Genomic DNA, 25,070 nt, shown 5'->3' with positions numbered 1-25,070 from the left:
AACTCCTTCAAGCAAGGGTGGTACGGGTACGGATCAGTATGGGTTTGTGGGCCCGTGCGGGGCTTGGGGGACGGATTCTGACTACTGCTCACGCATGCCCCACGGAGCGCCGTACTCCTCCAGAAGGCCGAGGAAGGGTTCGGCGGGCAGCGCTTCCGGGCCGAGGACGCCGCTGCCCTTCCACTGCCCGCCCGCCAGGAGTTCGAGGGCGACCACCGGATTGAGCGCGGTCTGCCAGACCACCGCCTGCGAGCCGTACTCCGCCATCGACCACTCGTTGTCGACCACGTGGTACAGGTACACCTCGCGGGGAGCGCCGTCGCGTACGCCCTTCACCCAGGTCCCGGCGCAGGTCTTGCCGCGCATCCGGTCACCGAGTCCTGCCGGGTCCGGCAGGCAGGCGGCGACCACGTCGCGCGGGGAGACCTCCACGTCGCCGACGCGTATCTTCTCGGTGCGGTCGAGGCCCAGCTTGTGCAGCGTGCGCAGGACGTCGATGAACTCCTGCCCGAGCCCGTACTTGAAGGTGACGCGCCGGGCGTCCACCCAGCGCGGGATGAGCAGGACCTCTTCGTGCTCGACGTTGACGCACTCGACCTCGCCGATCCCCTTGGGGAAGTCGAAGACCTCCGGTTCGGAGAACGGCTCGGTGGTGAACCAGCCGCGGTCCTTCTCCCACACCACCGGCGGGTTCAGGCATTCCTCGATCGTCGTCCAGATGGAGAACGAGGGGGCGAACTCATGGCCCTCGACGGTCAGATTGGCGCCGTCGCGTACGCCGATCTCCTCGATGCTGTCGAAGAGCCGGTCGGCGGCGTAACGGGCGAACACGTCGGAGAGGCCGGGCTCGACGCCCATGCCCACCAGGGCGAGACGGTCGGTGCTCTCCCACTCGGAGGCCAGGGCGAACTGCTCGTCGCCCAGCATGACGCCGGTCCGGGCGTAGGGCTGGTCGGGGTGGGGGCGGGAGAGGGACATCGCCATGTCGAGGTAGTGGGCGCGACCGGCCAGCGCCGCACGGAACAGCGGCATGACGAACCGGGGGTCGGTCGCGTTCAGGAGCACGTCACAGCGGTGCTCGCGCAGTAGACCGGCGACTGCCTCCTCGTCGGAGGCGTCGATGCGGGCGGCGACGAAACGGGCGTCCTCGGTGGCCTCGGTCGCCCGCAGGGCACGGTCGAGAACGTAATCGGCGATGACGCAGTGCTCGAAGAAGTCGCGCCGGGCGGCGATCCTTGCGGCGGCCGTCCCCACGCCTCCGGCGCCGACGATGAGAATGCGCATGGTGATTCCTCGGTCTCTTTCCTGAAAGTTCTTGAGAGTTCCTGAAAGCGATTCTTGGTCGTACCCGTAAGGGCTCGGTGGTCAGCCCCGGTGAACGGAATGCGGGCCGTTTCCCGGTGCGGGCGTCAGGCGGCTGGTGAGTTCGGCGGCGGTCGCGGCGTCCTCGCGCCCGGTGTCCCGCAGATGCCAGAGGTGCCCGCCACGGCGTACGACGAGGTCGGTGCCGTCCGGTTCGTGGGAGAGGGGGGTGGCCGCAAGGGCGGTCACCTCGCCCGATCCCGGGAGCGGCAGGCGGCGTGCCCCGCCGGGGGATCCCGGCGCAAGGACCTCCAGCCACGGGCCCTCGGACCACAGGTACAGCCGTACGCCGTCGTCCGCGGTGACCGCGGCGGCGAGTGCGGCGGCCGGGAGCGGATGCGTTTCGCCGGTGGGGGAGAGGAAGACGCCTTCGCGGTCGCCCACCAGCACGACTGCGGGGCGCTCGGCATCTGCGTCTGAGCCTCCGTTCGTGCCCGGGCCTGCGTCCGCGCCTGTGTCCGTGCCGGGGCCTGCGACGAGGGTCATCGCGGTCCACCGGTCGTCGGTGGGCAGTCCGGCCGCCGGAGTGTCGTCGGCCCAGGTCAGGCGGGGGTAGGCGGAGGCGTCCGCTCGCAGGAGCCGCGGTCGGCCGTCCTTGGCCAGGATGCCGGTCCACAGGGTGCCGTTCGCGGTCTCCGTCGTGCCGATGGCGCGCGCGGGGGCGCCGGGCGGGGGTTGTTCGGCGGTGAAGGCCTGCTCGGGGCTCCAGCGCAGGCGGTGCGTCGTGTCGCCGGAGCGGGCGAGGAGTTCGAGGTGGTGCGGGCCGTGGCGGCTCTGGAGTACGCCGACCTCGTCGTAACGCCGACCGGTGGCGAAGCGCAGCGCGCCGCTCCACTCGCCCGGCGGCGGGCCGCCCGGCTCGGGGGAGGTGTCCTGCGGGTCACTGTTGAACCACAGCACCCACAGCCCGTCCTGGTCGTCGCAGAGCACGAGTTCGAGGTTGCCGCGCAGGCCGTAGCGCCCCTGCGCAAGACCGATGCCGCCCCGGGAGACGGGTGGCGGTGCGGTACGCAGGGGCCGGGGAGAGGAGGAAGGGGGAACAGCCATGGGACACCTCGCGGGCCGGGCGACGAGAACGTCGGCGCTGCTCCGGACCTTCGGCCGGCAGCGCCACAACGGCACCCTATTCACTCTCATTAACAAGCGTCAATGAGCAGAAACGAGCAACAGTGAGCGATGATGGCTTCCTGCCGCCCTGGATGCGTCCCCGGACGCCGCCCCGGGCGCCGGCCAGCCGACCCGTACGAGCCGCACCGGCACCGGAGAGAAGAGGCCCACGACGATGACCGAACAGCCCCCGCCCGCGCCCCGCCCCCACACATCAGAAGCCGCACACGTCCTGGTCATTGGCGCCACCCGCATTCTGCGCCCCGCCGTCACCGCGCTGACCACCCGGGCCGTGCCTGTGCTGGCCGTCGCCCGCTCCGCGCCCGACCTGCGGGAACTCGCCGACGAGCAACCGGGCCGCGTCACCCCGCTCGCCGCGGACGTCACGGCGGACGGCTTCTGCGCGGACCTGCGCGCCGCCGCCGCGCGCACACCGCTGACCGGCGCCCTGGTCTACGCCCCCGCCGTGCCGCCCGGAAAGCTGGCACAACTCGTGCGGCCCGTCGTCGCGGGCCCGCTCGTCCTCCTCGTGACGAGCGAATGGGCCGCGCCGAGCCGGTCCAGCACCGGTATCGAGCCGTGGACCCCCAACGACCTTCCCGCCGAAGCCCGTTCGGGGGCGGCGGGCAGGCTGCTCGTCCTTGGCTGGCACGGGGAAGGCCGGACGGCACGCTGGCACTCACCGCAGGAAATCTCCGCCGCCGCCCTCGCCCTGCTGGACGCGCCGGTCGGCCGGGACACCGTGCTCGGGGCACTGCGCCCGTGGGCGGCGCGACCCACGTGAGCGCCCGCGCGGCGTCCGCCCCTGGGCCGAGGAGTCAACTTCCCGCAGGGATGAGCATCCCCAGTAAGCTTCCGGGTGCGGCAGGCGGACCACCGCCGGTCGACGATGTCACGGGGCGAGACCGAGCCGGTCGTCGCGTCCACGCCGAGGGGAAGAGAGACCAGGCCATGCTGGGCGCCGAGCGAAGGAAGAGGCTGCTTCACGCGGTGCGCGCGGAAGGCGTCGCTCATGTGGGCACGCTCGCCGAGCGGCTCGACGTCAGCCCCTCGACCATCCGCAGGGACCTGTCCGCGCTGCAGGCCCAGGGCCTGTTGAACCGCACCCACGGCGGGGCGATGGTCGAGGCCGTCCAGGCGGAGGAGCCCGACCGGCCGCAGCGCAGCGGAGTCGCGTCCTGGGAGAAGAGCAAGCTGGCAGGCGCCGCCGTGGAGCACGTCGCTCCCGGTGCCACGATCCTCGTCACGGGCGGTACGACCACGGCCGCGATGGTGCCGCTGCTCGACGGGATCGAGCGGTTGACGGTCGTGACCAACTCGCTGCACCTGGCCGGGGAACTCGCCCAGTTCGAGGAGATCAGCACCGTCGTGCTCGGCGGCTATCTGCGCCACCGCGAGATGTCCCTGCTGGGTCACCTGACGCGCCAGGCACTGGAAGAACTACAGGTGGACGAGGCGTTCGTGGGTGCCTACGGCATCACGGCGGCCGGGATCAGCGGTGCGCACGTCGACGAGGCGGAGACCGACCGCTGGCTGCTCTCGCGGGTGGGGCGGATCACGGCCCTGGTCGACGGATCGAAGTTCGGCCGCTCGGGCCCGGTGCGGATCGCTCCGGCCGGCAAGCTTGACCGGGTCATCACCGACGGCTCGGCGCCCGAGGACGAGCTGGGGGCGCTGCGCGCCGCCGGGGTCGACGTCGTGCAGGTCTGAACGGACGACGTACACGTCCGAGCCGACGTCGAATAGGTCCGCGCCGACGTCGTACACCTCTGAGCCGACGTCGTACCGGTCTGGGTGGAGCCGGTCACGCTCCCGCAGGCCGGAGCCCCGCCCACTCGACCCAGACCTCCTCGCGCGGCACGCCCCACCCCTCGGCCAGCGCCTCGCCCGCCGCGTCCAGGGCCCGGCGCGTCGCACGCTCGCCCCGGTCGGATCCGTGCACGACCGCCAGCGGCCAGGCCGCCACGATCCCCTGGCCCGTGCTGGTCATGACTGCCTCGCAGAGCACCGCGACCACCCCGGAAGGCGGCAGGCCGAGTGCTGCGGCGACCCGGCCGCACAACTGCTTGAGCCGGGCCGCGTCGCGTTCGTGGTCGGCGTCCTTCGGGGCGGTCACCTGGATCACGGGCATACGGGTGCTCCTTCTCGATGGCGCGGGGCAGAGGCGGGTGCCGGGCCGAGGCTAAGCGCGCCCCTGAAGCCGGTCAAGAAAAAATGAGCAATAAAAATCAAGGCTTGCTTGTTATTGACTGAGCTTGGTTGTGGCGACTAAAAAGCAGTCATCAAGGCCCATGCGGCCGAATCTCCCCCTTGACGACGGAGGTTGTGCACCATGGCTGTCGCCAGACGAGCGCTCCTTGGCGCCGCCGTGGCAGGCGCCGGCGCGGTCGGCTTCGCCCGGCGGTCCGGTTTCTCGCCCTCCAACACGGGCTCGGCAGGAGCGGACACACTCACCTTCTCGCTGTGGGGCGCCGACACCGAGATCGCGGCCTTCCAGGCACTGGCCCGCGCGTACGAACGACGCCACAGCGGCATCCGGGTGCAGATCCGGATGGAGTCCTACCAGCAGATGTACACCAATATGGACGCGCTGCTCGCCGGCGGCCGGGCCCCCGACCTGTTCCGCTGCGACTACGCGAACCTGGGCATGTACAGCGCCAGCGGCCAGCTCCTCGACCTCAGCCCCTACCTCGGCGATGAGGACCGCAAGGCCTTCCTGCCCGCCCTGTGGGAGGCCGTCTGCCACGAGGGCAAGCCGTACGCCGTCCCGCACCACACCGACACCACGGCGGTCCTGTACCGCAAGGACATGTTCCGGACCGCGGGCATCACCTCGGTGCCCGCCTCCCTGGACGAGGCCTGGACGTGGGACGAGTTCACCGAGATCTGCGCACGACTGAGCAAGAAGCTGCACGGCGTCTATCCCTTCGTCTACGGCTGGCAGCAGACCGGCGCGTTCCGCTGGCTGACGTGGCTGTGGCAGGCGGGCGGACGCATCCTCGACGAGAGCCGCACCGCCCCCGCGATCGAGTCCGCGGCCGGGTTGCGCGCCCTGCGCTTCACGCAGGACTTCTTCCGGCAGGGCTTCGTCCCGCCCAACAGCTCGATCAAGAGCGCCGCGTTCCCCGACGCCCTGTTCACCGCGGGCACCGTCGCCATGAGCTTCGCCGGTGACTTCCTGCTGCCGACCATCGACCCGGCACTGAAGAAGGACCTGTACGGCGTCACCTTCCAGCCACGCGGACGCCAGGCGGCCACCGACCTCGGCGGCAACGCCGTCGTCGCCACGCGCGACACCGAGAACCCCGAACTGGCCGCGGATTTCCTCAAGTTCCTCGCCGAAGAGGAGAACATGGCCCGCTTCTGCGAGCAGTGCGTCGTACTGCCCACCCGCAAGTCACTGCTCGACAAGCCCCTCGACTACGCGGTGCGCCCCGACCTGATGCCCGTGTACGCGGAACAGGCCACCGCGCTCACCCCGGCCATGACCGCGCAGGTCGCCGTGCCCGGCTTCGGCCGCATCAACTCCGCGCTGCAGGACGAACTGGAAGCCGCCTTCGTCAACCGGCAGCCCGCCGACGTGACCCTGCGCAACATCGCCGAATCCACCCGCACCGCGCTGGCCTCCGCGTAAGGCCCTCCCTACCGCACACAGGAGTTGCCATGGCCACCATCGCCTCGTCGCCGCGCGACGTGCGCCCGCCCGCCCCGGCGCCCGCAACGCCCTCCCCGCGAAAACGCAGAGCCGCGCGTTTCCGCGAGACGCTGATCGCGTACTGCACGCTCGGCCCCAATCTCGTCCTCGTCACGGTCTTCCTGCTGGTCCCGCTGGTCATGGCCCTCGTACTGAGCTTCCAGTACAGCACCGGACTCACCTCACCCACCTGGGCGGGCCTCGCCAACTACCGCCAGCTGGCCGGTGATCCCGTCTTCTGGCGCACGGTGCTGAACACCGCCGTCTTCTGCGTGGCGACCGTGCCCGTGGAGATGGCGCTCGGGCTCGGCGTCGCCCTGCTGTTCAACAAGGTGATGCCCGCACGCCCGCTGTGGCGCACCCTCGTCTATCTGCCCATGGTCATCTCCGGCGTGGCCACCGCCCTCATCGGCACCCTGATGTTCGACCAGAACATCGGCCTGCTCAACAAGCTGCTCGCCACCTTCGGACTGCCCGCGGCGCCGTGGCAGACCAGCGGCAGCACCGCCATGGTCTCCGTCGTGCTGATCACGCTGTGGATGCGGATCGGCTTCAACATGGTGATCTACCTGGCCGGTCTGCAGGGCATCTCGCCCGAGATGTACGAGGCGGCCGAAGTGGAGGGCGCAGGGCCCTGGCAGCGACTGCGCAACATCACCGTCCCGCTGCTCGGCCCGTCGACGTTCTTCCTGCTCATCATGAACGTCATCTACTCGTTCCAGGTCTTCGACACCGTCTACGTGATGACCCTCGGCGGGCCGGGACACGCCACCGACGTCATGATCACCTACGCCTACCGCAACGGCTTCGAAGGACGCCAGCAGGGCTACGCCGCCGCCATCGGCATCGTCCTCTACGTCATCGTCATGATCTTCACGGCGCTGCAGTGGCGCTTCAGCCGCAACAGGGACACGGTCGGCTGATCTCGCGCCCGCCGCATCCCTCCCGCCTCCCAGAAGGACACTCATGTCCGTCACCTCCTCAGCCAGTCAGACACCTCCGAGACGACGCGACCGCCACCGCCCGCTGCGCGTGGCCGCAGCGGTGATCATCGGTCTGGCCATGGCCCTGCCCCTGTTCTGGATGATCCTGGTCGCCTTCTCGCCCATCGCGGACCTGCACACCTCGCAGCTGCGCTTCTGGCCCAGCGCGCCGACCCTGGACAACTTCCGCCGTGTGTTCCGGCTGCCGGTGGGGACCTGGGCGATGAACTCGACCGTGATCACCTGCCTGGTCGTCCTCATCACGGTTTCCTGCAACCTGCTGGCCGGCTACGCCTTCGCCAAGATGCGCTTCCGCGGCCGCAACCTGCTCTTCCTGCTGCTGCTCAGCACGATGACCGTGCCCGTGCAGGTGCTGATGGTGCCGCAGTTCAAACTCGTCAGCGCCCTGGGCATGTTCGGCAGCTTCTGGGCCGTGATCGTCCCCGCGGCCTCCACCGCCTTCGGGGTCTTCCTTGCCCGGCAGTTCATGCTCGGCATCCCCGACGAGGTCATCGAGGCCGCGCGGATGGACGGCGCCGGACAGCTGCGCACCTTCTTCACCGTGGTCCTGCCGCTGTGCAAGCCCCTCATCGCGGTGCTTTCCCTGCTGACGTTCCTCTACCAGTGGAACGACTTCGCCTGGCCACTGACCGTCCTCAAGGACGAGCGGCTGTACACCCTCGCCGTCGGCATGCAGTTCGTCAACGGCCAGTACACCGCCGACTACGGCGCCATCATGGCGCTCGCTCTCCTCTCCGTACTGCCCATGGTCGTTCTCTTCCTCTGCTTCCAGAAGTACTTCGTCCAGGGCTTCGCACGATCGGGAATCAAGTGACCTCTCCGACCCCCGTCCACTACCTGAGCACCCTCTCCTTCCCCGACTGGTGGCTCGACGAGCTGCGCGCACGCCACCCGCGGCTCACGGTCACCCAGGTGCCCGCCGTCTCCCCGGCGGACGTGCCCGACGAGGTGTGGCGCCGCACGCAGATCCTGCACACCGGCGCCGTGTTCCCGGCCACCCCCGGCACGACCCCTGACCTGCGCTGGATCCAGCTCGACACCTCCGGCGCCGACCATCTGAAGGACACCGGCGTATGGGACCTCCCCGTGCCGCTCACCTCCATCGGGGGCATCTCGCCCGTACCCATGGCCGAGTACGTGATGATGATGCTGCTGGGCCTCGCCCACCGGCTGCCCCGCGCCGTCGAGGTGCAGCACAGCGGCACGTGGCCCTCGCCGGGCGAACGCTGGAACACCCTCATGCCGCGCCGGCTGCGCGGCGCGACCGTCGGCGTCGTCGGCTACGGCCGCATCGGCCGCGAAATAGGCCGCCTGGCCGGACAGTTCGGCATGACCGTGCTCGGCCTCAAGCGCGGCCGCGCCACCCGTACCGGCGACTTCTTCGGGACGCCCGCCGCGGACCCGGCGGACGCGACCGAGCTCTACACCCCCGACGAACTCCACGCCTTCCTGGGCCGCTGCGACTATCTCGTGGTCACCTGCCCGCTGACCGACGAGACGCGCGGCATGATCGATGCCGCTGCCCTCGACGCCCTCAAGGACGGCGCGATGGTCGTCAACGTCTCCCGCGGCGGCATCGTCGACGAAGACGCCCTGCGCGCCGGACTGCGCTCGGGCCGCATCGCGGGCGCCGCGCTCGACGTCTTCGACGAGGAACCCCTGCCCGCGGACCACCACTGGTGGAACGAGCCCGGAGTCATCCTCACGCCGCACGTCGCCGGCTTCGCGCCCGACTACGAGGAGCAGACCCTCGAACTCGTCAGCGCGAACGTCGAGAGGTTCCTCGCCGACCGCGAACTGATCAACCTGGTGGACCGGTCCCGTGGCTACTGACTACCTGCTCGCCCCCCAGCGCAGGCACGCCGTGCTCACCCGGCTGCGCCGCCGCGGCACGGTCAACGTCCAGGAACTCTCCGACCTGCTGCGCATCAGCGCCTCCACGGTCCGCCGCGACCTGCGCGACCTCGAACTCCAGGGCATGCTGCGCCGCGTCCACGGCGGCGCCACCACGGTGGACGGAGCCTTCGAACCGGACCAGCCGCAGCGGGCATCGACCCAGCTGGAGGAGAAGGGCCGCATCGCCGAGGCCGCGCTGCGGCTGATCCCCGACCACAGCACCGTGCTCATCAGCGGCGGCACGACGACCGAAGCCCTCGCCGCCCGCCTCGGGGAGCGCCGCGGCCTCACCGTGGTGACCAACGCGCTGCCGATCGCCCAGGTCCTGTCGGCCACCTCGTCCGTCGACGTCATCGTGCTCGGCGGCGTCCTGCGCCACCGCGAGCAGTCCCTCCTGGGCCACCTGACCGAGCGCGCGCTGCACGAACTGCAGATCGGCCAGATCATCACCAGCGCCTTCGGGCTCGACGTCGACGCGGGGCTCACCGGCGCCCATGTCGACGAGGCCCAGACGGACCGCGCCCTCCTCGCGGCGGCCCGCACCATCACCGTCCTCGCCGACGAGTCCAAGCTCGGCCGCCGCGGACCGGTCCGCCTCACCCCGCTGGACCGCGTGGCCACCCTGGTCACCGACGCGGGACCCGAACACCCCGTGTGCCGCGCCGTCGGGGGCCGCGGCAGCACGGTCGTCAGCGCCTGATCCGCATCGTCCACGCCCGTAACCCACAGCCGCCCAGAGGTGCCCCATGCCGCTCGTTCCCACCGCCAGCCTGATGGACCACGCCGTACGCGAAGGATCCGCGGTCCTCGCCTTCAACATCGTCACCCTCGAACACGCCGAGGCCATCGCCCGGGCATGCGAGGCCGCGAACTCCCCGGCCATCATCGCCGTCAGCCACAACGCGGTCCGCTACCACGGCGACGACCCCGCGCCGCTGCTCGCCGCCGCAGCCGCGGTCGCCCGTGGCAGCGGGGCTCCGCTGGCCCTGCACCTGGACCACGTCGAGGACGAGGACCTCGTGCTGCGGGCACGGGAACTGGGCTGCGGCTCGGTCATGTTCGACGCCTCCCGGCTGCCCCACGAACAGAACATCGCCAGGACGGCCGCGGTCACCGCACGCCTCCACGAGGACGGCATCTGGGTCGAGGCCGAACTGGGAGAGATCGGGGGCAAGGACGGCGTCCACTCCGCCACCGCGCGCACCGACCCCGCCGAAGCGGCCGACTATGTACGGGCCACCGGAGTCGACGCACTGGCCGTGGCGGTCGGCAGCTCCCACGCGATGACCGAACGCAACGCCTCGCTCGACCAGGACCTCATCGCCGCGCTGCGCGACGCCGTCGACGTACCGCTCGTCCTGCACGGCTCGTCCGGCGTGCCGGACCAGGACCTCCGATCGGCGATCACCCACGGCATGCGGAAGATCAACTTCGGTACGCATCTGAGCGCGGCCTTCACCCGCGCCGTCCGCACCGCCTTGGACGACTACACCGGCGTGGACCCGCGGCGCTATCTCGCGGCGGGCCGCGACGCGGTCGCCGCCGCCACGGAACAGCAACTCCGGCTCCTGGCCCCCGAGCCCGCCGCCCCCTGATCACGAAAAGATCCCTTGATCACGAAGAGCCCCCTCAGCACCGACGTCACAGGAGCCCGTACGTGACCACTCCAGCACCCCGCCGCCACGAACCCGTACCCGACCCCCGAGCCCGGCTCGACGCACTGGGGGAGCGGGTCCTCGAACGTGAGGGCATCCCCATGTTCCTGGCCCTCCAGGTCCCCTCGCGCGACAGCGCCCGGACCCCGGAACCGGCTCGGGCCGACGCCGAGGGCGAGGAACTCGCCGGGCTCCTGCGCCACTACCGGGACATCCTCGCTCCCGACGCCCCGGACGACGCCGAACCCGCCCTGATCGAAGTCCTCCAGCTCATGGGGGCAGCCCACTTCACCCCTCAGGACCGTTCCGCACAGCAGCAGGACCGTGTCGCACAGAAGGACGAGACCCAGCAGTGAACGCGACCCCTCAGACCCGCCTTCCGTCCTTCTCCGGCCAGGAGCAGGCCCTCAGGTCCGGCCAGTACCTGCGCGTGGTGAACTACCACAACACCCCGCACGCCGACACCGACAAGATCCGCGGCGAGTTGAAGACGCTGGCGGAACACTTCTCCGCCGTCACGCTGGAGGACCTGGACCAGTTCCGGTCCACCGGCCGCTGGCACAAGAGCCGCCCCGGAGTCATCCCGGTCTTCTACGAGGGCTACCGCAACAACGCGGAGGTCGCCGCACCGCTGGCCGAGGAAGTGGGCCTGACCGCCTGGTTCTTCATCTGCACCGCCTTCCTGGACGTGCCGGTCGCGGACCAGTACGACTACGCGAACGCGCACAACATCGACCTGGTCCAGGAGAACGCCAAGGGCGAGCGCCTCGCCATGACCTGGGACGACGTCGCGGAGCTCAGCCGGCGCCACGTGGTCACCCCGCACACCGCGAACCACTCTGAGGCCGCCTCCCTGCTCACCGGCGCGGACCTCGACCGCGAGATCTTCGAGCCCAAGCGCCGGATGGACGAGGTCACCGGCCAGGACGCCGCGTGCACGGCGTTCCTGTGGGGCACGCCGTACGGAGCGAATCCGACGGTGGACGCGGCGCTGCGGGACGCGGGCTACCGCTACCAGTTCGGGAACACGATGATCCAGCACATCGAGTAGAGGCATCGAGTAGAGGCATGGAGCGGGACGGAGAGAGGGGCGGCACGCGGGTGTGCCGCCCCTCTCTCCGTCCGCGTCAGCCGGGCAGCCGCTGCACCATGGTGTTGCTGAACACGAAGCGGTAGCCGGCCTCGACCAAGGCCTGGTCGGCGGCCGATTCGCCGGTCCAGGCGGAGCCTTCGAGCCATGCGGTGCACAGCGCGGAACCGCCGGTGGCGCGGTCCATCAGCCGCTTCGGCTCGATCACCTCACGCTCGATGTCCTCCGGCGCGAGCACCTGGCGGGCAGGGGCGTGCGAGGCGGTGTGCGGGGTGACCACATGACCGCGCCGGTGCAGATCTCCTATCTCCGCCCAGTTCATGGCGAGCCGTTCACCGCGCGGGTTCTCGGGCACGAGCTTGATCCGGTGGGCGAGTGCGTAGTCGTACTGTGCCTCGACCGGGGTGTCCACGAAGGCGGTGCAGACGAAGAACCAGCCGATGACCCCGGCCTCCTCGCATGCGGCCGCGGCGACGTCGAAGTTGTCCCGGTAGCCCTCGTAGAAGACGGGCAGCAGTCCGGGGCGCGGCTTGTGCCACACCCCGGTGCGCGCGAATCGCTCGAGATCGGCGAGATCGACGGTCTCGAAGTCCTCCTTGTAGCCGCGCAGTTCGGCGACCAGCTCGTCCTTCCAGCCGGCCGGGGTGTTGTGGTAGTTCACCACGCGCAGGAAGTGCCCCGCGCGCAGATCGGCTTCGGTGCTGTCCGCGCTGATGCCGGGGTCGGAGGACAGCTGCCGGTGCGCGTCGGGGGCCTGGCCGTCCGGCGCCGACGTTCCGGGCGGGACGCGGTCGGGCCCGAGGCCGGCGTAGGCGAGGGACTGCAACGCACGTATGACGGTCTCCTCCTCGCTGCCCGCTCGGAGCCGGTCGCGGAACGCGGAGAAGGTGTCGGCGAGTTCGAGATCGGCGGGCCGTGCGGGCGTACGGGGTGGATGGCCGGCCTCGCGGTGCGGGTCACCGGAGGACGGCGCGGAACGCAGGGAGACGAACATCGGCACGCCCCGGCGCCGTGTCACCAGGTCCTGGCTGGCCTCCAGAGCCTCGTGCGGGGTGAACGCGGGGAGGTGGTGCGACATGGCGGATCCTCACTGCCGAGATCAACGGACCCTGTCACTGTGCTGGTTCGCGCGAGCTGCGGCAATAACGCGCAGATGTTGACTGAAATTGCTCACTTGAGTGAGCTCGCCGCACGCCTGACCCTCTCCGCTACTCGCGGACGTGCGTCTCCACCGCGGGAAGCAAGTCGCCGCTGCCCGCGTCCCTTGCACCAAGCCCCGCCAGCAGGCGCAGCCCGTCCGCGGCGGGACTACCGGCGGCCGCGGACAGCACAAGCAGCTCCATGCCTGACTCGTCGGGCAGCGCGAAGTTCTCCTGGTGCAACTCAAGGAGCCCGACCAGCGGATGCCGGTACACCTTGCGACCGTGCGTGCGGGCCCGCACGTCAGCACGGGCCCAGAGACGGCGGAAGCGTTCGCTGCCCATCGCCAGCTCGCCGATGAGCGAGGCCAGGCGGGGGTCTTCGGGATACTTGCCGGCGGCCAGCCGCAGGTGTCCGACGACGTCGAGGGTGCAGCTCTCCCATTCCGCGTAGAGACCGCGCTCCGCCTCCTCGAGGAAGATGTGCCGGGCGGTGTTCAGGCCCGGCAGCGGCCGGTCGAAGAGGAGCCCGGCGAGGCGGTTGCCGGCGAGCACGTCAAGGCGATGATCCATGATCAGCGCGGGTGCGTCGGTGACCAGGTCGAGGACGCGCAGAACCTCCGGCCGAAGACGCCCGCCCGGCGCCTTCGCGCGCCCACGGCGCTGCCGGGCGAGCCGGGAGAGGTGCTCTCGTTCGGTCTCGTCCAGGCCGAGGACGCGGGCGAGCGCGTCGAGGACCTGTTCGGAGGGCTGGGTCGCGCGGCCCTGCTCCAGGCGCACGTAGTAATCGACGCTGACTCCGGACAGGTGCGCGACCTCTTCGCGGCGCAGCCCTTCGACCCGGCGGCGGCTGTCGGCGGGGATGCCGACGGCCTTCGGGTCGACCCGGGAACGCCGGGTCCGCAGGAAGCCCGCGAGATCGTCCATGCCTCCCAGTATGGCCTCGGCGGGGCGCGCGAAGGTGGTACTGCCGTTACCAGGAAGTCCGGTCCGACGGAAGCGGCGCCCCTGAACACCGGGCGGCGCGGTGCCCAGACTCAAAGGCATCCGATCCGAAGGAGTTCTCATGAAGACGCTGATCGTCCACGCCCACCCGGAGCCGAAGTCGCTCAACAGCTCGCTGAAGGACCTCGCGGTATCCACATTGGAGAACGCCGGGCACGAGGTGCGGGTGAGCGATCTGTACGCGATGAACTGGAAGGCGGTCGCGGACGCGGCCGACTACGGCCCGCACGCATCGAGTCCGCTGGAAGTGGCGCGGGACTCGGGCCGGGCCTTCGACGCCGGGGCGCTCACACCGGACGTCCGCGGCGAGCAGGAGAAGCTGTTGTGGGCGGACACGATCATCTTCCAGTTCCCGCTGTGGTGGTACTCGATGCCGGCGATCCTCAAGGGCTGGGTGGACCGGGTGTTCACCTTCCACTTCGCGTACGGCGTCGGTGAGCACAGCGACACGAAGTACGGCGAGCGCTTCGGCGAAGGAACCCTCGCGGGCCGCAGGGCCCTGCTGTCGGTGACCACGGGCGGTCCGGAGTCGCACTACGCCGCCCGCGGGATCAACGGCCCCATCGACGATCTGCTGTTCCCGATCCAGCACGGCATCCTCTACTACCCCGGCATCGAGGTGCTGCCGCCGTTCGTGCTGTACGGCAGCGACCGGATGACCCACGAGGAGTACCCGGTCGTCGCCAAGGCCTGGGAGCAGCGGCTGCTCACCCTGGAGACGACCGAGCCGCTCGCGTTCCGGCAGCAGAACTTCGGTGACTACGAGATTCCCTCCCTGCATCTGAAGGAGGGGCTGGAGCCCGCGGGCCGCACGGGTTTCGGGCTGCACGTGCGGAGTTGACCGCGGGGGTTCGCCGAGGACGTCCCTCAGCTGCGGCGGTGTAGTTCGACGGCCAGTGGTGTGGCGGTGAACATCGAGGAGTACGTGCCCACCACGAGGCCGATGAGCAGGGCCAGGGCGAAGTCGGTGAGCGAATCGCCGCCGAGTACGGCCAGCGCGGTGAGGATGAAGGCGGCGCCCATGCCGGTGTTGACGGTGCGGGGCAGGGTCTGCAGGAGCGCCTGGTCGGCGATGCGGGCGAAGGGTTTGCCGCGGTTGGCGCGGGCGAGTTCTCTGATCCGGTCGAAGACGACGACGGAGTCGTTGACGGAGTAGCCGATGACGGTCAGCAGGGCGGCCAGGAAGACGCCGTCGACGGGCTTGCCGAGCCAGGCGAAGATGCCGACGAGGATCACGACGTCGTGGGCGAGGGCGGCGACCGCGGAGGTTCCGAGGAGCCAACGGAAGCGTGCCGCGAGATAGATGAGCTGGGCGCCGAGGGCGACACCGAGAGCGATGAGGGCGCCTTGGCGCAGCTCCTTGCCGAGGCTGGGCCCGATGGCTTCGTCGCGGATCTTGTCCGTTTGGTGCGTCAGGTCGCTGATGGTGTCGGTGATGGTCGCTGCCTGGGCGTTGCTCAGCTGGTGGGTGCGGACGCTGAGCTGGTTCTCGCCGGAGGTCTGCACGACGGCCCGGGGGAATCCGGCGTCGGCGAGCGCGGCGCGCGCCCGGTCGGCGTCGACGGGCGTGGCGGTGGTGTATTCGATGAGGCGGCCACCCGTGAATTCGACACCGAAGTCGAGGCCGCGCACGGCGATACCGGAGGCGGCCGCGACGAGGGCGACCGCCGAGGCGGCCAGCCACCGGCGCGGGTGTCGCATCAGGCTCGGATTGCTGCGGCCGAGGCGGTCGCGGACGGTTCCGGTGTGGGCGATGCCCGTGAGGTGGGGGCGGCGGCGCAGCGCGGGGCGGGAGACGGCGTAGTCGGCGAGGGCGCGGGTGATGACCAGGGCGCTGACCATGGAGGCGAGGACGCCGATGCCCAGCGTGACGCCGAACCCGCGCACGGGGCCGGAGGCGAGGAGGAACAGCAGGCCGGCGGCGATGAGGGTGGTGATGTTGGAGTCGGCGATCGCGCTGAAGGCTCTGCGGAATCCGGCGGTCACCGATGACCGCGGGGTGGGGCGATGACGAACTGCGTACTCCTCGCGGGCGCGTTCGAAGACGAGCACGTTGGCGTCGACCGCCATGCCGATGGCCAGGACGAACCCGGCGAGTCCCGGCAGGGTGAGGGTGGCGCCGAGCGCTGCGAGGGCGGCGTAGGAGATGAGGCCGTAGCAAGCCAGGGCCACGGCGGCGAGCGCGCCCATGATCCGGTAGACGGCGATGATGAACAGCGAGGTCAGGGCGGTGCCGATGACGGCGGCCCAGGCGCTGGCCGTGATGGCCTCCGCTCCCAGGGTGGGGCCGACGGTGCGCTGCTCGACCGTTTCGACCGGTACCGGAAGAGCGCCGCCGTTGATGAGCAGAGCCAGTTCCTTGGCCTCGCTGTCGTCGAAGCTTCCGGTGATCTGGGTGGAGCCACCGCTGATGCCGGACCGGCAGGCGACCGACGGGTCGACCTGCGGCGAAGAGATGATCTTGTCGTCGAGGACGATGGCGACCCTGCGGGCCGGATCCCCGGCCGCATGACAGGCGGCCTCACCGGTCAGCCGGGCCCAGCCGTCCTTGCCCGAGCCCTTGAAGTCGACGGTGACATGCCATCCGGCACCACCCTGCTGATCGAGACGGGCGGCTGCCTTCTCGACGTCCTTCCCGGTCAGCGACGCGGCCTCGAGGCGCAGAGGCCGGCCGGACTCATCGTCCAGCACCTGTTCGCGGGCCCGTTCGGGCAGTCGTCCGGGTTTGTCGTCGGGTGCTGCCGCGCCGAGCACCTGGTGGAAGGTGAGCTGGGCGGTGCGGCCGAGCACGTCGGCCGCCTCTCGCGGATCCTGCAGACCGGGCAGTTCGACGACGATCCGGTCGCTGCCGGAGCGGGCGATGGTGGGTTCGGCGACACCGAGCGCGTCGATACGGCCGCGCAGCACCTCCATGGTGCGGTCCGTCGCCTCGTCGTCGGCATCGCCGTCGGCCGTGGGACGGGTTTCGAGAACGATCTGGGTGCCGCCCCGGAGATCGAGTCCGAGGTGGACGGGGACGGTGAGCGCTACATACAGGGACAGAGCGACAGCGACGAGGGCGATCAGCCCTCTGATGCGCGTGGATCGGTGCACAGCAGGCCTCCGGCAGGCACACCGCGGCCAGAGCAGTGACCGCGGTCAAGAAGGGAGCAAGAGAGGAGAGGGAGACGTCAGATGCCGGAGAGCGGGGGCGGCGCGCGCATCCCGTGACCCAGTGCCGGGTGCGCCGACGCGGACGGGGGCGCCGACGATCGCGGCGCCACTGTGCGGGGGAGCGGTCCGACCGCGGTGCCGCGTGACGTGCCTACGGCGGAGAGTGGCGGAACATGACGCTCCCCGGTGGCGTCCCGATGACTTCGCACGGTGACGGGGGAGAGGCCGGGTACTGCGCTCTGTGCGCGAGGCTCGTCCCCTGCCGGGTCATCCGCGTGAGGCTCGCCCCCTGCCGAGTCATCCGCGTACGGCGTGCTCCCCGCCGAGTCATCCGCGTGCGGCGCGCTCCCTGCGGACGCGGCGGTATGGGCGGCAGCCACTGTGCCGCTCGGCACGCGGGGCTGCTCGCCGCTGAGGGCAGAGGGGCCGAGCAAGGCGATGAGGACGGCGAGCAGGACGGCCTGCATCGCTGCTGCCGGGCCACGGACGCGTGAAGCGGTGCGTGCGAAGCGGGCCATCCCCCTCCCTCCCCATTCAGTCCGGAGCCCCAAGTCCCCGACCGGGGAGTAAGCGGTCGGAGACTTGGGGCAGTCAGGCGGCTCAGGCCTCGATGAGACCCACGCGGATCGCGTAGCGGGTGAGTTCGAGGCGGTCACGCATGCCGAGCTTGTGCAGCAGGTTCTCCCTATGGCGGTGGACGGTCTTGATGCTGATGAAGAGCATCTCGGCGATCTCCTTGGAGGAGTGGCCCTCGGCAACGAGTTTGAGGACCTCTTCCTCGCGCGCGGTCAGCACCTGCTCGGGCGGCTCCTCACCCTGGCGGACACGGTCGAGGTGCTTGCGGATGAGCGCCGTGACCGCGCCCGGATACAGGAAAGGCTCGTCGCGCATGGCGGCCCGGCATGCCGCCACCAGGTCACGATCGGCCACGGACTTCAGTACGTATCCGCTGGCGCCGGCCTTCAGCGCCTGAAAGAAGTACTGCTCGTTGTCGTGCATCGTGAGCATCAGCACCCGCACATCGGGCTTCAGCGCGAGGAGTTCGCGGGTCGCCTGCAGGCCGGTCATCCGGGGCATGGCGACATCCATCACCGCCAGGTCGACCTCGTGGGCGCGGACCTGGTCGATGGCCTCCGCGCCGTCACCGGCCTCGGCGACGACCTCCAGGTCCGGCTCCCGGTCGAGGATGAGCCGCACCCCGCGACGTACCAGCGCGTGGTCGTCGGCGAGGAGGATACGGATCGCGGATGTGTGGGGCTGGGTCATGGCTGCTTCCTGAGGAGGGGCACGGTCAGCCGGACCGTCGTACCGGCCCGCGGGGTGGAGATGACGTCCAGAGTGGCCCCGCTCAGCAGGGCCCGCTCCCGCATTCCGCGGATGCCCGCCCCCTCGCGGGCGACTCCGGTACCGCGGCCGTCGTCGACGACGGACAGGACCACCGCATCGCCGGTGTGCTCCAGGCTCACCTCGACCTGGTCGGCCTCGGCGTGGCGGGCCGCGTTCGTCAGGGCTTCCTGCGCGACGCGGTACAGGACGAGTTCCGCCTGAGGCCCCAGCGGAGGCAGGCTGCTCGCGAAGCGGTGCACCACACGCAGCCCCGCGTGTGTGGCGAACTCCGTGGTCAGGGATGTCAGGGCGCTGATCAGACCGAGATCGTCCAGTACGCCCGGCCGTAGTCTGCGCACCAGCCGGCGTACTTCGTCCAGGCTCCCCCGGGTGATCTCCTGCGCCTGCTGCAGCTCCCCGCGCAGCGGTTCGTCCGCCTCGTCCGACGCCCGCTTGAGGGACAGCAGGACCGCCGTCATGGTCTGGCCGACCTCGTCGTGCAGTTCCTGGGCGATGCGGCGCCGTTCGGACTCCTGGGCGAGCAGGACGCGGGCGCTGCTGGCAGCCCGTTCCTGCTCGAGCCGTTCGAGCATGGCGTTGAAGGTACGGATCAGCTCGGCGGTCTCACCGCTGCCCTGCTCCGGAAGCCGGTGTCCGGGGCGCAACAGGTCAACGGTGTGCATCAGCCGGGTGAGCCGGTCCAGTGGGGCGAGGCCGATGCGCAGCAAAGCCGCGTTGGCGACCAGCATGACGCCGAGGCCGCCCACGAGGATGACGGCCTCGGTAAGGACCACGGGCACGGAGACGGTCACCGGCGCCCACAGCAGCAGTGCCGTGGCGCCTCCGAGCACCACGGCGTTGAGCGCGAAGATCCGCCAGAACAGGGACAACGGGATGACGCCTTTCTCGGTGTGACGCGGTTGTGTCTCTACTGTCGGTCACCGCGCACCCAGAGCGTGAACCACAGCCGCTGGTTCTGACCGGACTGCTGTCCAGGTTGCCCGCTCCCGGCGGGTTCGTCGATGGGCTCCAGTGCCCATTTCCCGGATCTGACCTGCGGCGTCCCGGATCTCCGGACCGTCACAGATGGGTATCGCGCCCGATGGGATTCACGCGCCGATGCGGCCAGGGTGGAGGCATGGAGCGCAACCCGCGACTCCTGCCGACTTCCCGGCCAGGCTCCCGACTTACCTGCCCGGCGCGACCCACCCGCTGAAAGAAGGAACCGCCATGTCCCTCGATGTGCCCCGGACCGAAGCCCCCGTCGAGCGGTTGACGGCACATGAGGCCCTCCAGCGCCTCGAACACGAGCGCGCCACCCGCCTCACACAGCTGCAGGCCGTCGAAGAGGCCGGGTCGGAGGCGGAGGAACAGATGATGTCCATGCAGAAAGAAGCCATCCGGCGAGTCCTGGACGAAGTCGAGGCCGCCGTCACCCGGGTACGGAACGGCAGTTACGGCCTCTGCCGGAACTGCACCACAGCCATTCCGGTCGAGCGCCTGGAGATCCTGCCGTACGCCCCGTTCTGCGTTCCCTGCCAGCGCAAAGTCGCCTGACGGCCGAAGTCCGCTACGCCGTCCCGCCCTGACAACCCCCTCTTCCCGCCCTGCCCAAGGGGTGAATCGGTGAACCACCAGATCATCGACCGCGAGACCACACTGTCCATCGAGATCCTCGCCGCACTGCGCGAGAACCTCCACGAACAACGGCTCTTCCGCCAGGAACAGCTGCAGCAGCTCTCGGGCGCCGCGACGCCTCGCATCGACGCGGCGCGCGCTCGGCAGGCCTCCTCCCAGCTCGAGGTCCGCGTCAAGCTCGCCGCCTCGGCCCGCATGGTCCTGTCCGACGTCGAAGCAGCTCTCGAGCGGATGGACCACGGCAGCTACGGTGCCTGTCACCTGTGCCGCAGCCCCATCGCCCGGGAGCGGCTGATGATCGTGCCGCAGGCCCGCTACTGCGCACGCTGCCAGCAGGTCAGGGAGGCCGGCCGGTGACCACGCCATCCAGTCCCGGCGCCTTCGCCACCCGCCACCGTTCGTGGCCCTGGTGCCGGCGGTGCTCCGGTATCGCGCTCGATCTGGGCAGTGCCCGCACCCGGGCCTGGACGTCCGGGCGGCGCATGATCCTCGATGTCCCCACGGTCACGTTCCCCGGCGCCGGTGCCGCGTACCCCATCCAGCGCGGCACCATCGTCGACACCCCCGGAACCTCCCGCATGCTCGACCGGCTGCTCGGCAACCGCCTGCCTCGCTTCGGCCGCCCTCTGCTCATCCTGACGACGCCCGTACTGGGCGGCGTCGCCTACCGCGCCGAGGCCCGTACCGCGGTCGAAATCCTGCGCCCGCGCTCGGTACTGACCGTCCCCGCCGCGCGCGCCGTGGCCATGGCCGCGGACGCCGACCTGGCCCACCCCCTGCTTGTCGTGGACATCGGCGCCCACCTCACCGAGGTCACGCTCCTCGCCGACGGCGCGGTGTTCGACGCCCGGCACACCGCCCTGGGCACCAGCGACCTGGACAGCCGCACCGCGCCCGCGCGGATCACCGAGGCGGTCGTCGCGATGACGACCACCATGCTGGAGCAGGACCTCACTTCCCAGACGCTCGACGCCCTTCAGCGGGGCCCGCTCCTCGCAGGCGGAGGCGCGCTGCGCCCCGAGATCATCTACCCGCTCACCGACCAACTGCACGCCCCCGTCCGCACGGTCCCGGCCCCGCACACCGCGGCGGTCCGCGGCGCGGCGAAACTCCTGCAGTCCGCCCACACCCACCCCTCCGCGATGGGTTACGCACGCCGGTAACTCCAGTGACGTCGCCTGCTCAGTGCTCGCAGAGAGAGAACTCGCGCTCGTAAAGCCGTTCGTTGTGCTCGTCGACGAAGAACTTGCGTTCCTGCATGAGTTGTTCGCGGTATGCCTTGGCCTGCTCCAGCGTCATGGTCGAGGTGTCGGAGGACCACGGCTGCTGCGGCGGTATGTCGGAGGTCGAGACGATGTTCTGCGATGGGTCGACCAGGAAGAACGCGAGGATCTTTCGGTGGCCCGGCCGGCTGGGGTCCTTGAGGCGGAACGGCCCGACGCGGTGCTGCAGGACGTTCGGGAACGCCAGGCAGCGACCCGCCGGGGTCGGCGCCGATCCGAGGACCTGGTTCAGGGCGTCTTCGTCGTCCAGGCCGTAGACCTCACTCATGCCGGCGCTGTCGTTCTGCTCGTAATCCGGGTCGTCGAGGGCCGCGCGGAAACTCAGCCTGCTTTCCGTGATGTTCTCGTTGTCCCAGTAGTAGATGCCGGTCGAGACGATGCGCTCGTTCAGCATTCCCTCGACATGCCAGGAGCCGCCCTCGTACTCGGGCTTCTCCGGGGTGAGGTGAATCGTGGCGAGTTTGACGATGACCTGGAGGCGACGGCCGCGCAGGTCGACGCGGGCTGAGTCGTCGGGTGAGGCGGGCGGGGTGAAGGGCGAGGCGTCAGGGACGGCCGGGATGCGGTTGTCCCACCAGTCGTCCATGGCCCTTTCATAGGCGTCGTGGGCGTCGTCATCGTCGGTATCGGGTGCGACCGGCTCAGTGCCTTCGTACCACGAGTAGGGATTGGCCTTGATCCGCAGAGGACGCGGATGGCGCAGATCGGTGAGCACGTTCTCCCACAGCGGGCGCATGCGGGCGAACAGAGCAGGCAGCACGGAGGCGAGTTCGCGATGGGCCTCGGGGTGAACGTTGTTGACGTACGAAAGGAAGGACACGTCGCCGTCGTCGCCGACCCGCACATCCGTGGGCAGCCACTGGAACTTCTCCGAGAATTCGTGCTTCGACCAGTAATTCGGCGTGAATTGCCAGGCCCGCTCGGGTGCACCGCTCACTTCGCGTACGAGGCAGAACAGCGAGGGGTGAACCAAGTCAAGCACCTGCCCGGCGGACCCCGGATGCCAGTCCTTCTCTCCTTCGGGGACCTCTTCCAGCACCCGTACCGCTTCACGCAGGCGGGACCTCAGCTCATCGTCGACCAGCTTGTCCGACTGCCAGACCCCGTCGACACCGGACACCTCGATGCCCGTACGCGCGTCGCGCAGCCCGGCGTAGTGGGCGAGTTCGTCGAGGACATAACGAACCTGCGCTTCGGTCATGCCCTGCGCGGTCGCTTCCCGCGTCCATCTGGCGGCGATCTCGGGGTCGTTCATCTTGTCGAACCACGACGGCTTTTCCCGGATCGCGGCGCTGCATTCCATCATCTGCAACTCGCGCAGAGTTCGGGGTGTCGCGAGGGACCCTCCGCGGGAACCAGGGGTGGAATCCGCTCCGGAAAAGGGCAGCGGGAAGGCAGTCAGATCAGTCAACTTCTCGTGGTCCTCACATTTGAAGTGCAGTGCCGGGAAGCGTACTTCAGCCCACTGACACCTCAGCCGGCCCAGCGTCCCGTCATGAAGGTGAGGGTGACGAGGGTCGTGAGCGGGACGCCCAGGCACAGGAAGATCGTGGTGAGCCGCGGGCGGCGCAGGCTCCAGGCGGTCAGGGCGATCCACAGCGGCCACCACACGAGGGTGGCGCGGGGGATGGACATGTACCAGTACGAGGTGCCGAGCGCCCAGAGGTTGAGGGCGAGGTAGAGGGCCTCGGGCCAGCGGCGGCGCCGGATCAGCAGGGCGAGCAGGAGGAGACCCGCGGCCATGGCGAGGAGTTCGGCCTGGAACATACCGGCGTATCCGGTGGCTTGGGTGTGCGAGAAGGCCGCGTCCCAGGTGCGAGACCACGCCTCCCACGGCGCGTGGAAGGTGCGGTGCCAGCCGCGTTCCTGAGCGTGCTGCCATGCCATCCAGTCACCGGTGTGTGCGTGCAGGTACCAGCTGTAGAGGGCCGCCGGGAGTGCGGGCAGGGCCAGCCACGGCAACGCGGTCCAGCGCCGGTGGGCGCGGGCGGTGAGCAGGAAGTGCAGGGCGATGGCCGCGGCCAGGAAGAGCCCGGTGACCCGGACGGTGGAGGCCAGGGTCGTCAGCGTCGCGGCCAGGGGCCAGTGGTTTCGCTGGGCCGCGAGCCAGGCGGGCAGTGCCAGGGCGAGGAAGAGGGCCTCGGTGTAGCCGACGGCGAGGAACACGGCGCACGGCGACAGGAGCAGGAACTGGGCGGCGCGTCGGCCGGCGGACGGGTGCCGCAGGTGGAGGCGGGCGATCCGGGTCAGTGCGAGGACCGCGACGGCCCCGGCGGCGAAGGAGATCAGGAGTCCGGCCGCGGTCCAGTGCGGCACCACGACGTGGACGGCGCGCAGCAGGAGCGGAAAGCCGGGGAAGAAGGCCTCCCGGTTGTCCCAGCCGCCGAGCGCGGGACCGGCTCCGTCGGGGAAGTAGCCGTCGCGCGCGATGTGTACGTAGTGGGCCCAGTCCCAGTGCTGGAAGGGAGCGAAGACGCCGGCGGGCTGCCGGGTGTCGGGGTCGGCGGGGAAGAGCCAGCGGGCGCAGTAGGCGGTGATCCAGATGGCCAGGCGCGTCAGCAGATACAGCCACAGTACTTCGCGGTCAGCGGGGGACAGCCGGGCTGAGGGCGACGGCCTGTTGCCTTCCACGGGTTGTACGGGGGTGACCGGGCGCTCGTACGGTCGCGTGGCCGATGCGGGTATAAAAGGGGTCATAAGGGACTCTTCAGGGTGTGTGCGGGCATGCGGCATCGGCCGGTGGCGCCCGCCGGGTCACGGGGTGTCAGGGAAGGACGCTGCGGTGCGGCTCGACGAAAGCCGGTCGAAAGCCGGGCGTGGGCTCAGCGCGGGGGCGAGGTCGTGGTGGCGGAGTGGGACGGCGACCGGGAGGGGTCGTTCGTCGGCGACATGGAGGGCGGCGGGGCGGTGTCCATCGGCGACGGCGCGGGCCGGGACGGCGTGTTCGCCGGGGGCACCGGCGCGGGACCGCCCGGCAGCAGCGCGACCGCCGCCGCTCCACCGCCGCCCAGGACCAGGCACGCGGCGAGCACGACCAGGGCGCGTCGGCGGCGCTGCGATCTCCTGCCGCGCTCGGCGATCTGCGCGAACGGCGGCGGGCCTGACTGGGCCTGGCCGCGGTCGGCGGCCTCACGGAACAGCGAGCGCAACGCGTCGTTGGGTTCAGACATCGAAAGCCTCCTCCTCGATGCGCGGGTCCTTCAGGCGGCTGGCGAGCGCGGCTCGCCCGCGGAGATGCGTCTTGACCGTGCCGCTGGACAGGCCCGTTTCCCCGGCGATCTGCTCGACGCTCAGGTCGCACAGATAGTGCAGGGTCATCGTGCGGCGCTGCTGGGCGGGCAGGGTGCGCAGCGCGTCCACGAGCACCACCGCCTCGGGGCCGGGACCTTCGGTGTCCGGCGGAGCAGTGGTGCGCTGCCAGGCCTCCGTGGTGCGCCGCCGAGAACGCCAGCGGCTCACCGCGAGACGCCAGGCGGTGGTGCGGATCCAGGCCTCGGGCTGCCCGTCACGATCGAGCCGGCGCCGATGCCGCCAGGCCCGTACGAACGCCTCCTGTACGACGTCCTGTGCCTCATGCAGGTCGCCGAGCATGACGTACAGCTGCCCCGTGAGACGTGTGACCGTCTGGGCATAGAACTTCTCGAACTCCTCGACGGTCAACGACCACTCCTGGATCTCTCTCGTTTCACCAGGCATACGCCCGCCGCACCCGGTCCGG

At 70.3% G+C, this 25,070-nt stretch carries 26 protein-coding genes; 14 read left to right on the top strand and 12 right to left on the bottom strand.

All coding sequences use genetic code 11. The features are described from left to right. Positions 1-81: 81 nt before the first annotated feature. Complete coding sequence (locus tag ABZ906_RS08810) at positions 82-1,284, bottom strand: saccharopine dehydrogenase C-terminal domain-containing protein (protein ID WP_361379315.1); 1,203 nt, start codon at positions 1,282-1,284, stop codon at positions 82-84. Positions 1,285-1,365: 81 nt separating this feature from the next. Beyond that, positions 1,366-2,409 (bottom strand): hypothetical protein, encoded by a 1,044-nt coding sequence (locus tag ABZ906_RS08805; RefSeq protein WP_361379312.1) that lies wholly within the window; start codon positions 2,407-2,409, stop codon positions 1,366-1,368. Positions 2,410-2,644: 235 nt separating this feature from the next. Here ABZ906_RS08805 and ABZ906_RS08800 point away from each other — a divergent pair, with 235 nt between their 5' ends. Next, a complete protein-coding gene (locus ABZ906_RS08800) occupies positions 2,645-3,253 on the top strand; it encodes a hypothetical protein (RefSeq protein WP_361379309.1) in 609 nt (202 codons plus the stop codon). A gap of 167 nt (positions 3,254-3,420) precedes the next feature. After that, a complete protein-coding gene (locus ABZ906_RS08795; RefSeq protein ID WP_361379306.1) occupies positions 3,421-4,179 on the top strand; it encodes a DeoR/GlpR family DNA-binding transcription regulator in 759 nt (252 codons plus the stop codon). Between the two features lie 94 nt (positions 4,180-4,273). Here ABZ906_RS08795 and ABZ906_RS08790 read toward each other — a convergent pair whose 3' ends face one another. Next, positions 4,274-4,600: a hypothetical protein gene (locus tag ABZ906_RS08790; RefSeq protein WP_361379303.1), complete on the bottom strand. Its 327-nt coding sequence runs from the start codon at positions 4,598-4,600 to the stop codon at positions 4,274-4,276. 201 nt (positions 4,601-4,801) lie between these two features. On the opposite strand from ABZ906_RS08790, the gene ABZ906_RS08785 reads away from it, so the two are divergent. From ABZ906_RS08785 to ABZ906_RS08750, 8 genes are all read left to right on the top strand, one after another. Further along, complete coding sequence (locus tag ABZ906_RS08785) at positions 4,802-6,103, top strand: sugar ABC transporter substrate-binding protein (RefSeq protein ID WP_361379300.1); 1,302 nt, start codon at positions 4,802-4,804, stop codon at positions 6,101-6,103. A gap of 29 nt (positions 6,104-6,132) precedes the next feature. Continuing rightward, positions 6,133-7,086 carry a sugar ABC transporter permease gene (locus ABZ906_RS08780; protein ID WP_361379293.1) on the top strand — a complete coding sequence of 318 codons (954 nt, stop codon included), beginning with the start codon at positions 6,133-6,135 and terminating at the stop codon, positions 7,084-7,086. Positions 7,087-7,129: 43 nt separating this feature from the next. Then, on the top strand, positions 7,130-7,981 hold the full coding sequence (locus tag ABZ906_RS08775) for a carbohydrate ABC transporter permease (protein ID WP_361379290.1): 852 nt from the start codon (positions 7,130-7,132) through the stop codon (positions 7,979-7,981). After that, entirely contained in the window at positions 7,978-9,000 is a 1,023-nt protein-coding gene (locus ABZ906_RS08770) for a D-2-hydroxyacid dehydrogenase (RefSeq protein WP_361379287.1), read from the top strand. The genes ABZ906_RS08775 and ABZ906_RS08770 overlap by 4 nt, the downstream gene beginning before the upstream one ends. Further along, on the top strand, positions 8,990-9,763 hold the full coding sequence (locus ABZ906_RS08765) for a DeoR/GlpR family DNA-binding transcription regulator (protein ID WP_361379284.1): 774 nt from the start codon (positions 8,990-8,992) through the stop codon (positions 9,761-9,763). Before ABZ906_RS08770 ends, ABZ906_RS08765 begins: the two co-directional genes overlap by 11 nt. A gap of 46 nt (positions 9,764-9,809) precedes the next feature. After that, a complete protein-coding gene (locus ABZ906_RS08760; protein WP_361379281.1) occupies positions 9,810-10,658 on the top strand; it encodes a class II fructose-bisphosphate aldolase in 849 nt (282 codons plus the stop codon). Between the two features lie 62 nt (positions 10,659-10,720). Next, entirely contained in the window at positions 10,721-11,074 is a 354-nt protein-coding gene (locus ABZ906_RS08755) for a hypothetical protein (protein WP_361379278.1), read from the top strand. After that, positions 11,071-11,769: a polysaccharide deacetylase family protein gene (locus ABZ906_RS08750; RefSeq protein ID WP_361379275.1), complete on the top strand. Its 699-nt coding sequence runs from the start codon at positions 11,071-11,073 to the stop codon at positions 11,767-11,769. Before ABZ906_RS08755 ends, ABZ906_RS08750 begins: the two co-directional genes overlap by 4 nt. A gap of 76 nt (positions 11,770-11,845) precedes the next feature. On the opposite strand, the gene ABZ906_RS08745 is transcribed toward ABZ906_RS08750, so the two are convergent. Next, entirely contained in the window at positions 11,846-12,886 is a 1,041-nt protein-coding gene (locus tag ABZ906_RS08745; protein WP_361379272.1) for a polysaccharide deacetylase family protein, read from the bottom strand. Positions 12,887-13,016: 130 nt separating this feature from the next. After that, complete coding sequence (locus ABZ906_RS08740; RefSeq protein ID WP_361379269.1) at positions 13,017-13,874, bottom strand: helix-turn-helix transcriptional regulator; 858 nt, start codon at positions 13,872-13,874, stop codon at positions 13,017-13,019. Positions 13,875-14,013: 139 nt separating this feature from the next. Here ABZ906_RS08740 and ABZ906_RS08735 point away from each other — a divergent pair, with 139 nt between their 5' ends. Further along, positions 14,014-14,793: an NAD(P)H-dependent oxidoreductase gene (locus ABZ906_RS08735; RefSeq protein ID WP_361190244.1), complete on the top strand. Its 780-nt coding sequence runs from the start codon at positions 14,014-14,016 to the stop codon at positions 14,791-14,793. A 26-nt stretch (positions 14,794-14,819) separates the two neighbouring features. Here the strand turns inward: ABZ906_RS08735 and secD are convergent, their stop codons facing one another. From secD to ABZ906_RS08720, 3 genes are all read right to left on the bottom strand, one after another. Next, the gene (gene secD, locus ABZ906_RS08730; RefSeq protein ID WP_361379266.1) at positions 14,820-17,045 is read right to left on the bottom strand and encodes a protein translocase subunit SecD; all 2,226 of its coding nucleotides are present in this window, start codon (positions 17,043-17,045) and stop codon (positions 14,820-14,822) included. A gap of 660 nt (positions 17,046-17,705) precedes the next feature. Further along, entirely contained in the window at positions 17,706-18,371 is a 666-nt protein-coding gene (locus ABZ906_RS08725) for a response regulator transcription factor (RefSeq protein WP_361379263.1), read from the bottom strand. Continuing rightward, positions 18,368-19,321: a HAMP domain-containing sensor histidine kinase gene (locus ABZ906_RS08720; protein ID WP_361379260.1), complete on the bottom strand. Its 954-nt coding sequence runs from the start codon at positions 19,319-19,321 to the stop codon at positions 18,368-18,370. The genes ABZ906_RS08725 and ABZ906_RS08720 overlap by 4 nt, the downstream gene beginning before the upstream one ends. 340 nt (positions 19,322-19,661) lie before the next feature. On the opposite strand from ABZ906_RS08720, the gene ABZ906_RS08715 reads away from it, so the two are divergent. The 3 genes from ABZ906_RS08715 (at position 19,662) to ABZ906_RS08705 (ending at position 21,232) form a co-directional block, all read left to right on the top strand. Then, positions 19,662-19,988 carry a TraR/DksA C4-type zinc finger protein gene (locus ABZ906_RS08715; RefSeq protein ID WP_361190231.1) on the top strand — a complete coding sequence of 109 codons (327 nt, stop codon included), beginning with the start codon at positions 19,662-19,664 and terminating at the stop codon, positions 19,986-19,988. 69 nt (positions 19,989-20,057) lie between these two features. Beyond that, entirely contained in the window at positions 20,058-20,426 is a 369-nt protein-coding gene (locus ABZ906_RS08710; RefSeq protein WP_361379257.1) for a TraR/DksA C4-type zinc finger protein, read from the top strand. Next, the gene (locus ABZ906_RS08705; RefSeq protein ID WP_361379254.1) at positions 20,423-21,232 is read left to right on the top strand and encodes a hypothetical protein; all 810 of its coding nucleotides are present in this window, start codon (positions 20,423-20,425) and stop codon (positions 21,230-21,232) included. Before ABZ906_RS08710 ends, ABZ906_RS08705 begins: the two co-directional genes overlap by 4 nt. 19 nt (positions 21,233-21,251) lie before the next feature. Here ABZ906_RS08705 and ABZ906_RS08700 read toward each other — a convergent pair whose 3' ends face one another. The 4 genes from ABZ906_RS08700 to ABZ906_RS08685 form a co-directional block, all read right to left on the bottom strand. Then, the gene (locus ABZ906_RS08700) at positions 21,252-22,763 is read right to left on the bottom strand and encodes a DUF4246 domain-containing protein (RefSeq protein ID WP_361379251.1); all 1,512 of its coding nucleotides are present in this window, start codon (positions 22,761-22,763) and stop codon (positions 21,252-21,254) included. 62 nt (positions 22,764-22,825) lie between these two features. Beyond that, positions 22,826-24,085: a mannosyltransferase family protein gene (locus ABZ906_RS08695; protein WP_361379248.1), complete on the bottom strand. Its 1,260-nt coding sequence runs from the start codon at positions 24,083-24,085 to the stop codon at positions 22,826-22,828. Between the two features lie 89 nt (positions 24,086-24,174). Then, positions 24,175-24,522, bottom strand: coding sequence for a hypothetical protein (locus ABZ906_RS08690; RefSeq protein WP_361379245.1), 348 nt, complete (start codon positions 24,520-24,522; stop codon positions 24,175-24,177). Continuing rightward, a complete protein-coding gene (locus ABZ906_RS08685) occupies positions 24,515-25,012 on the bottom strand; it encodes a SigE family RNA polymerase sigma factor (RefSeq protein ID WP_361381344.1) in 498 nt (165 codons plus the stop codon). The genes ABZ906_RS08690 and ABZ906_RS08685 overlap by 8 nt, the downstream gene beginning before the upstream one ends. Positions 25,013-25,070 lie beyond the last annotated feature (58 nt).

Origin of the sequence: Streptomyces sp. NPDC046925, assembly GCF_040644915.1 — a bacterium.
In the GTDB taxonomy this organism is placed as follows: Bacteria; Actinomycetota; Actinomycetes; order Streptomycetales; family Streptomycetaceae; genus Streptomyces.
This window is presented reverse-complemented; position numbering and strand designations above follow the sequence as displayed.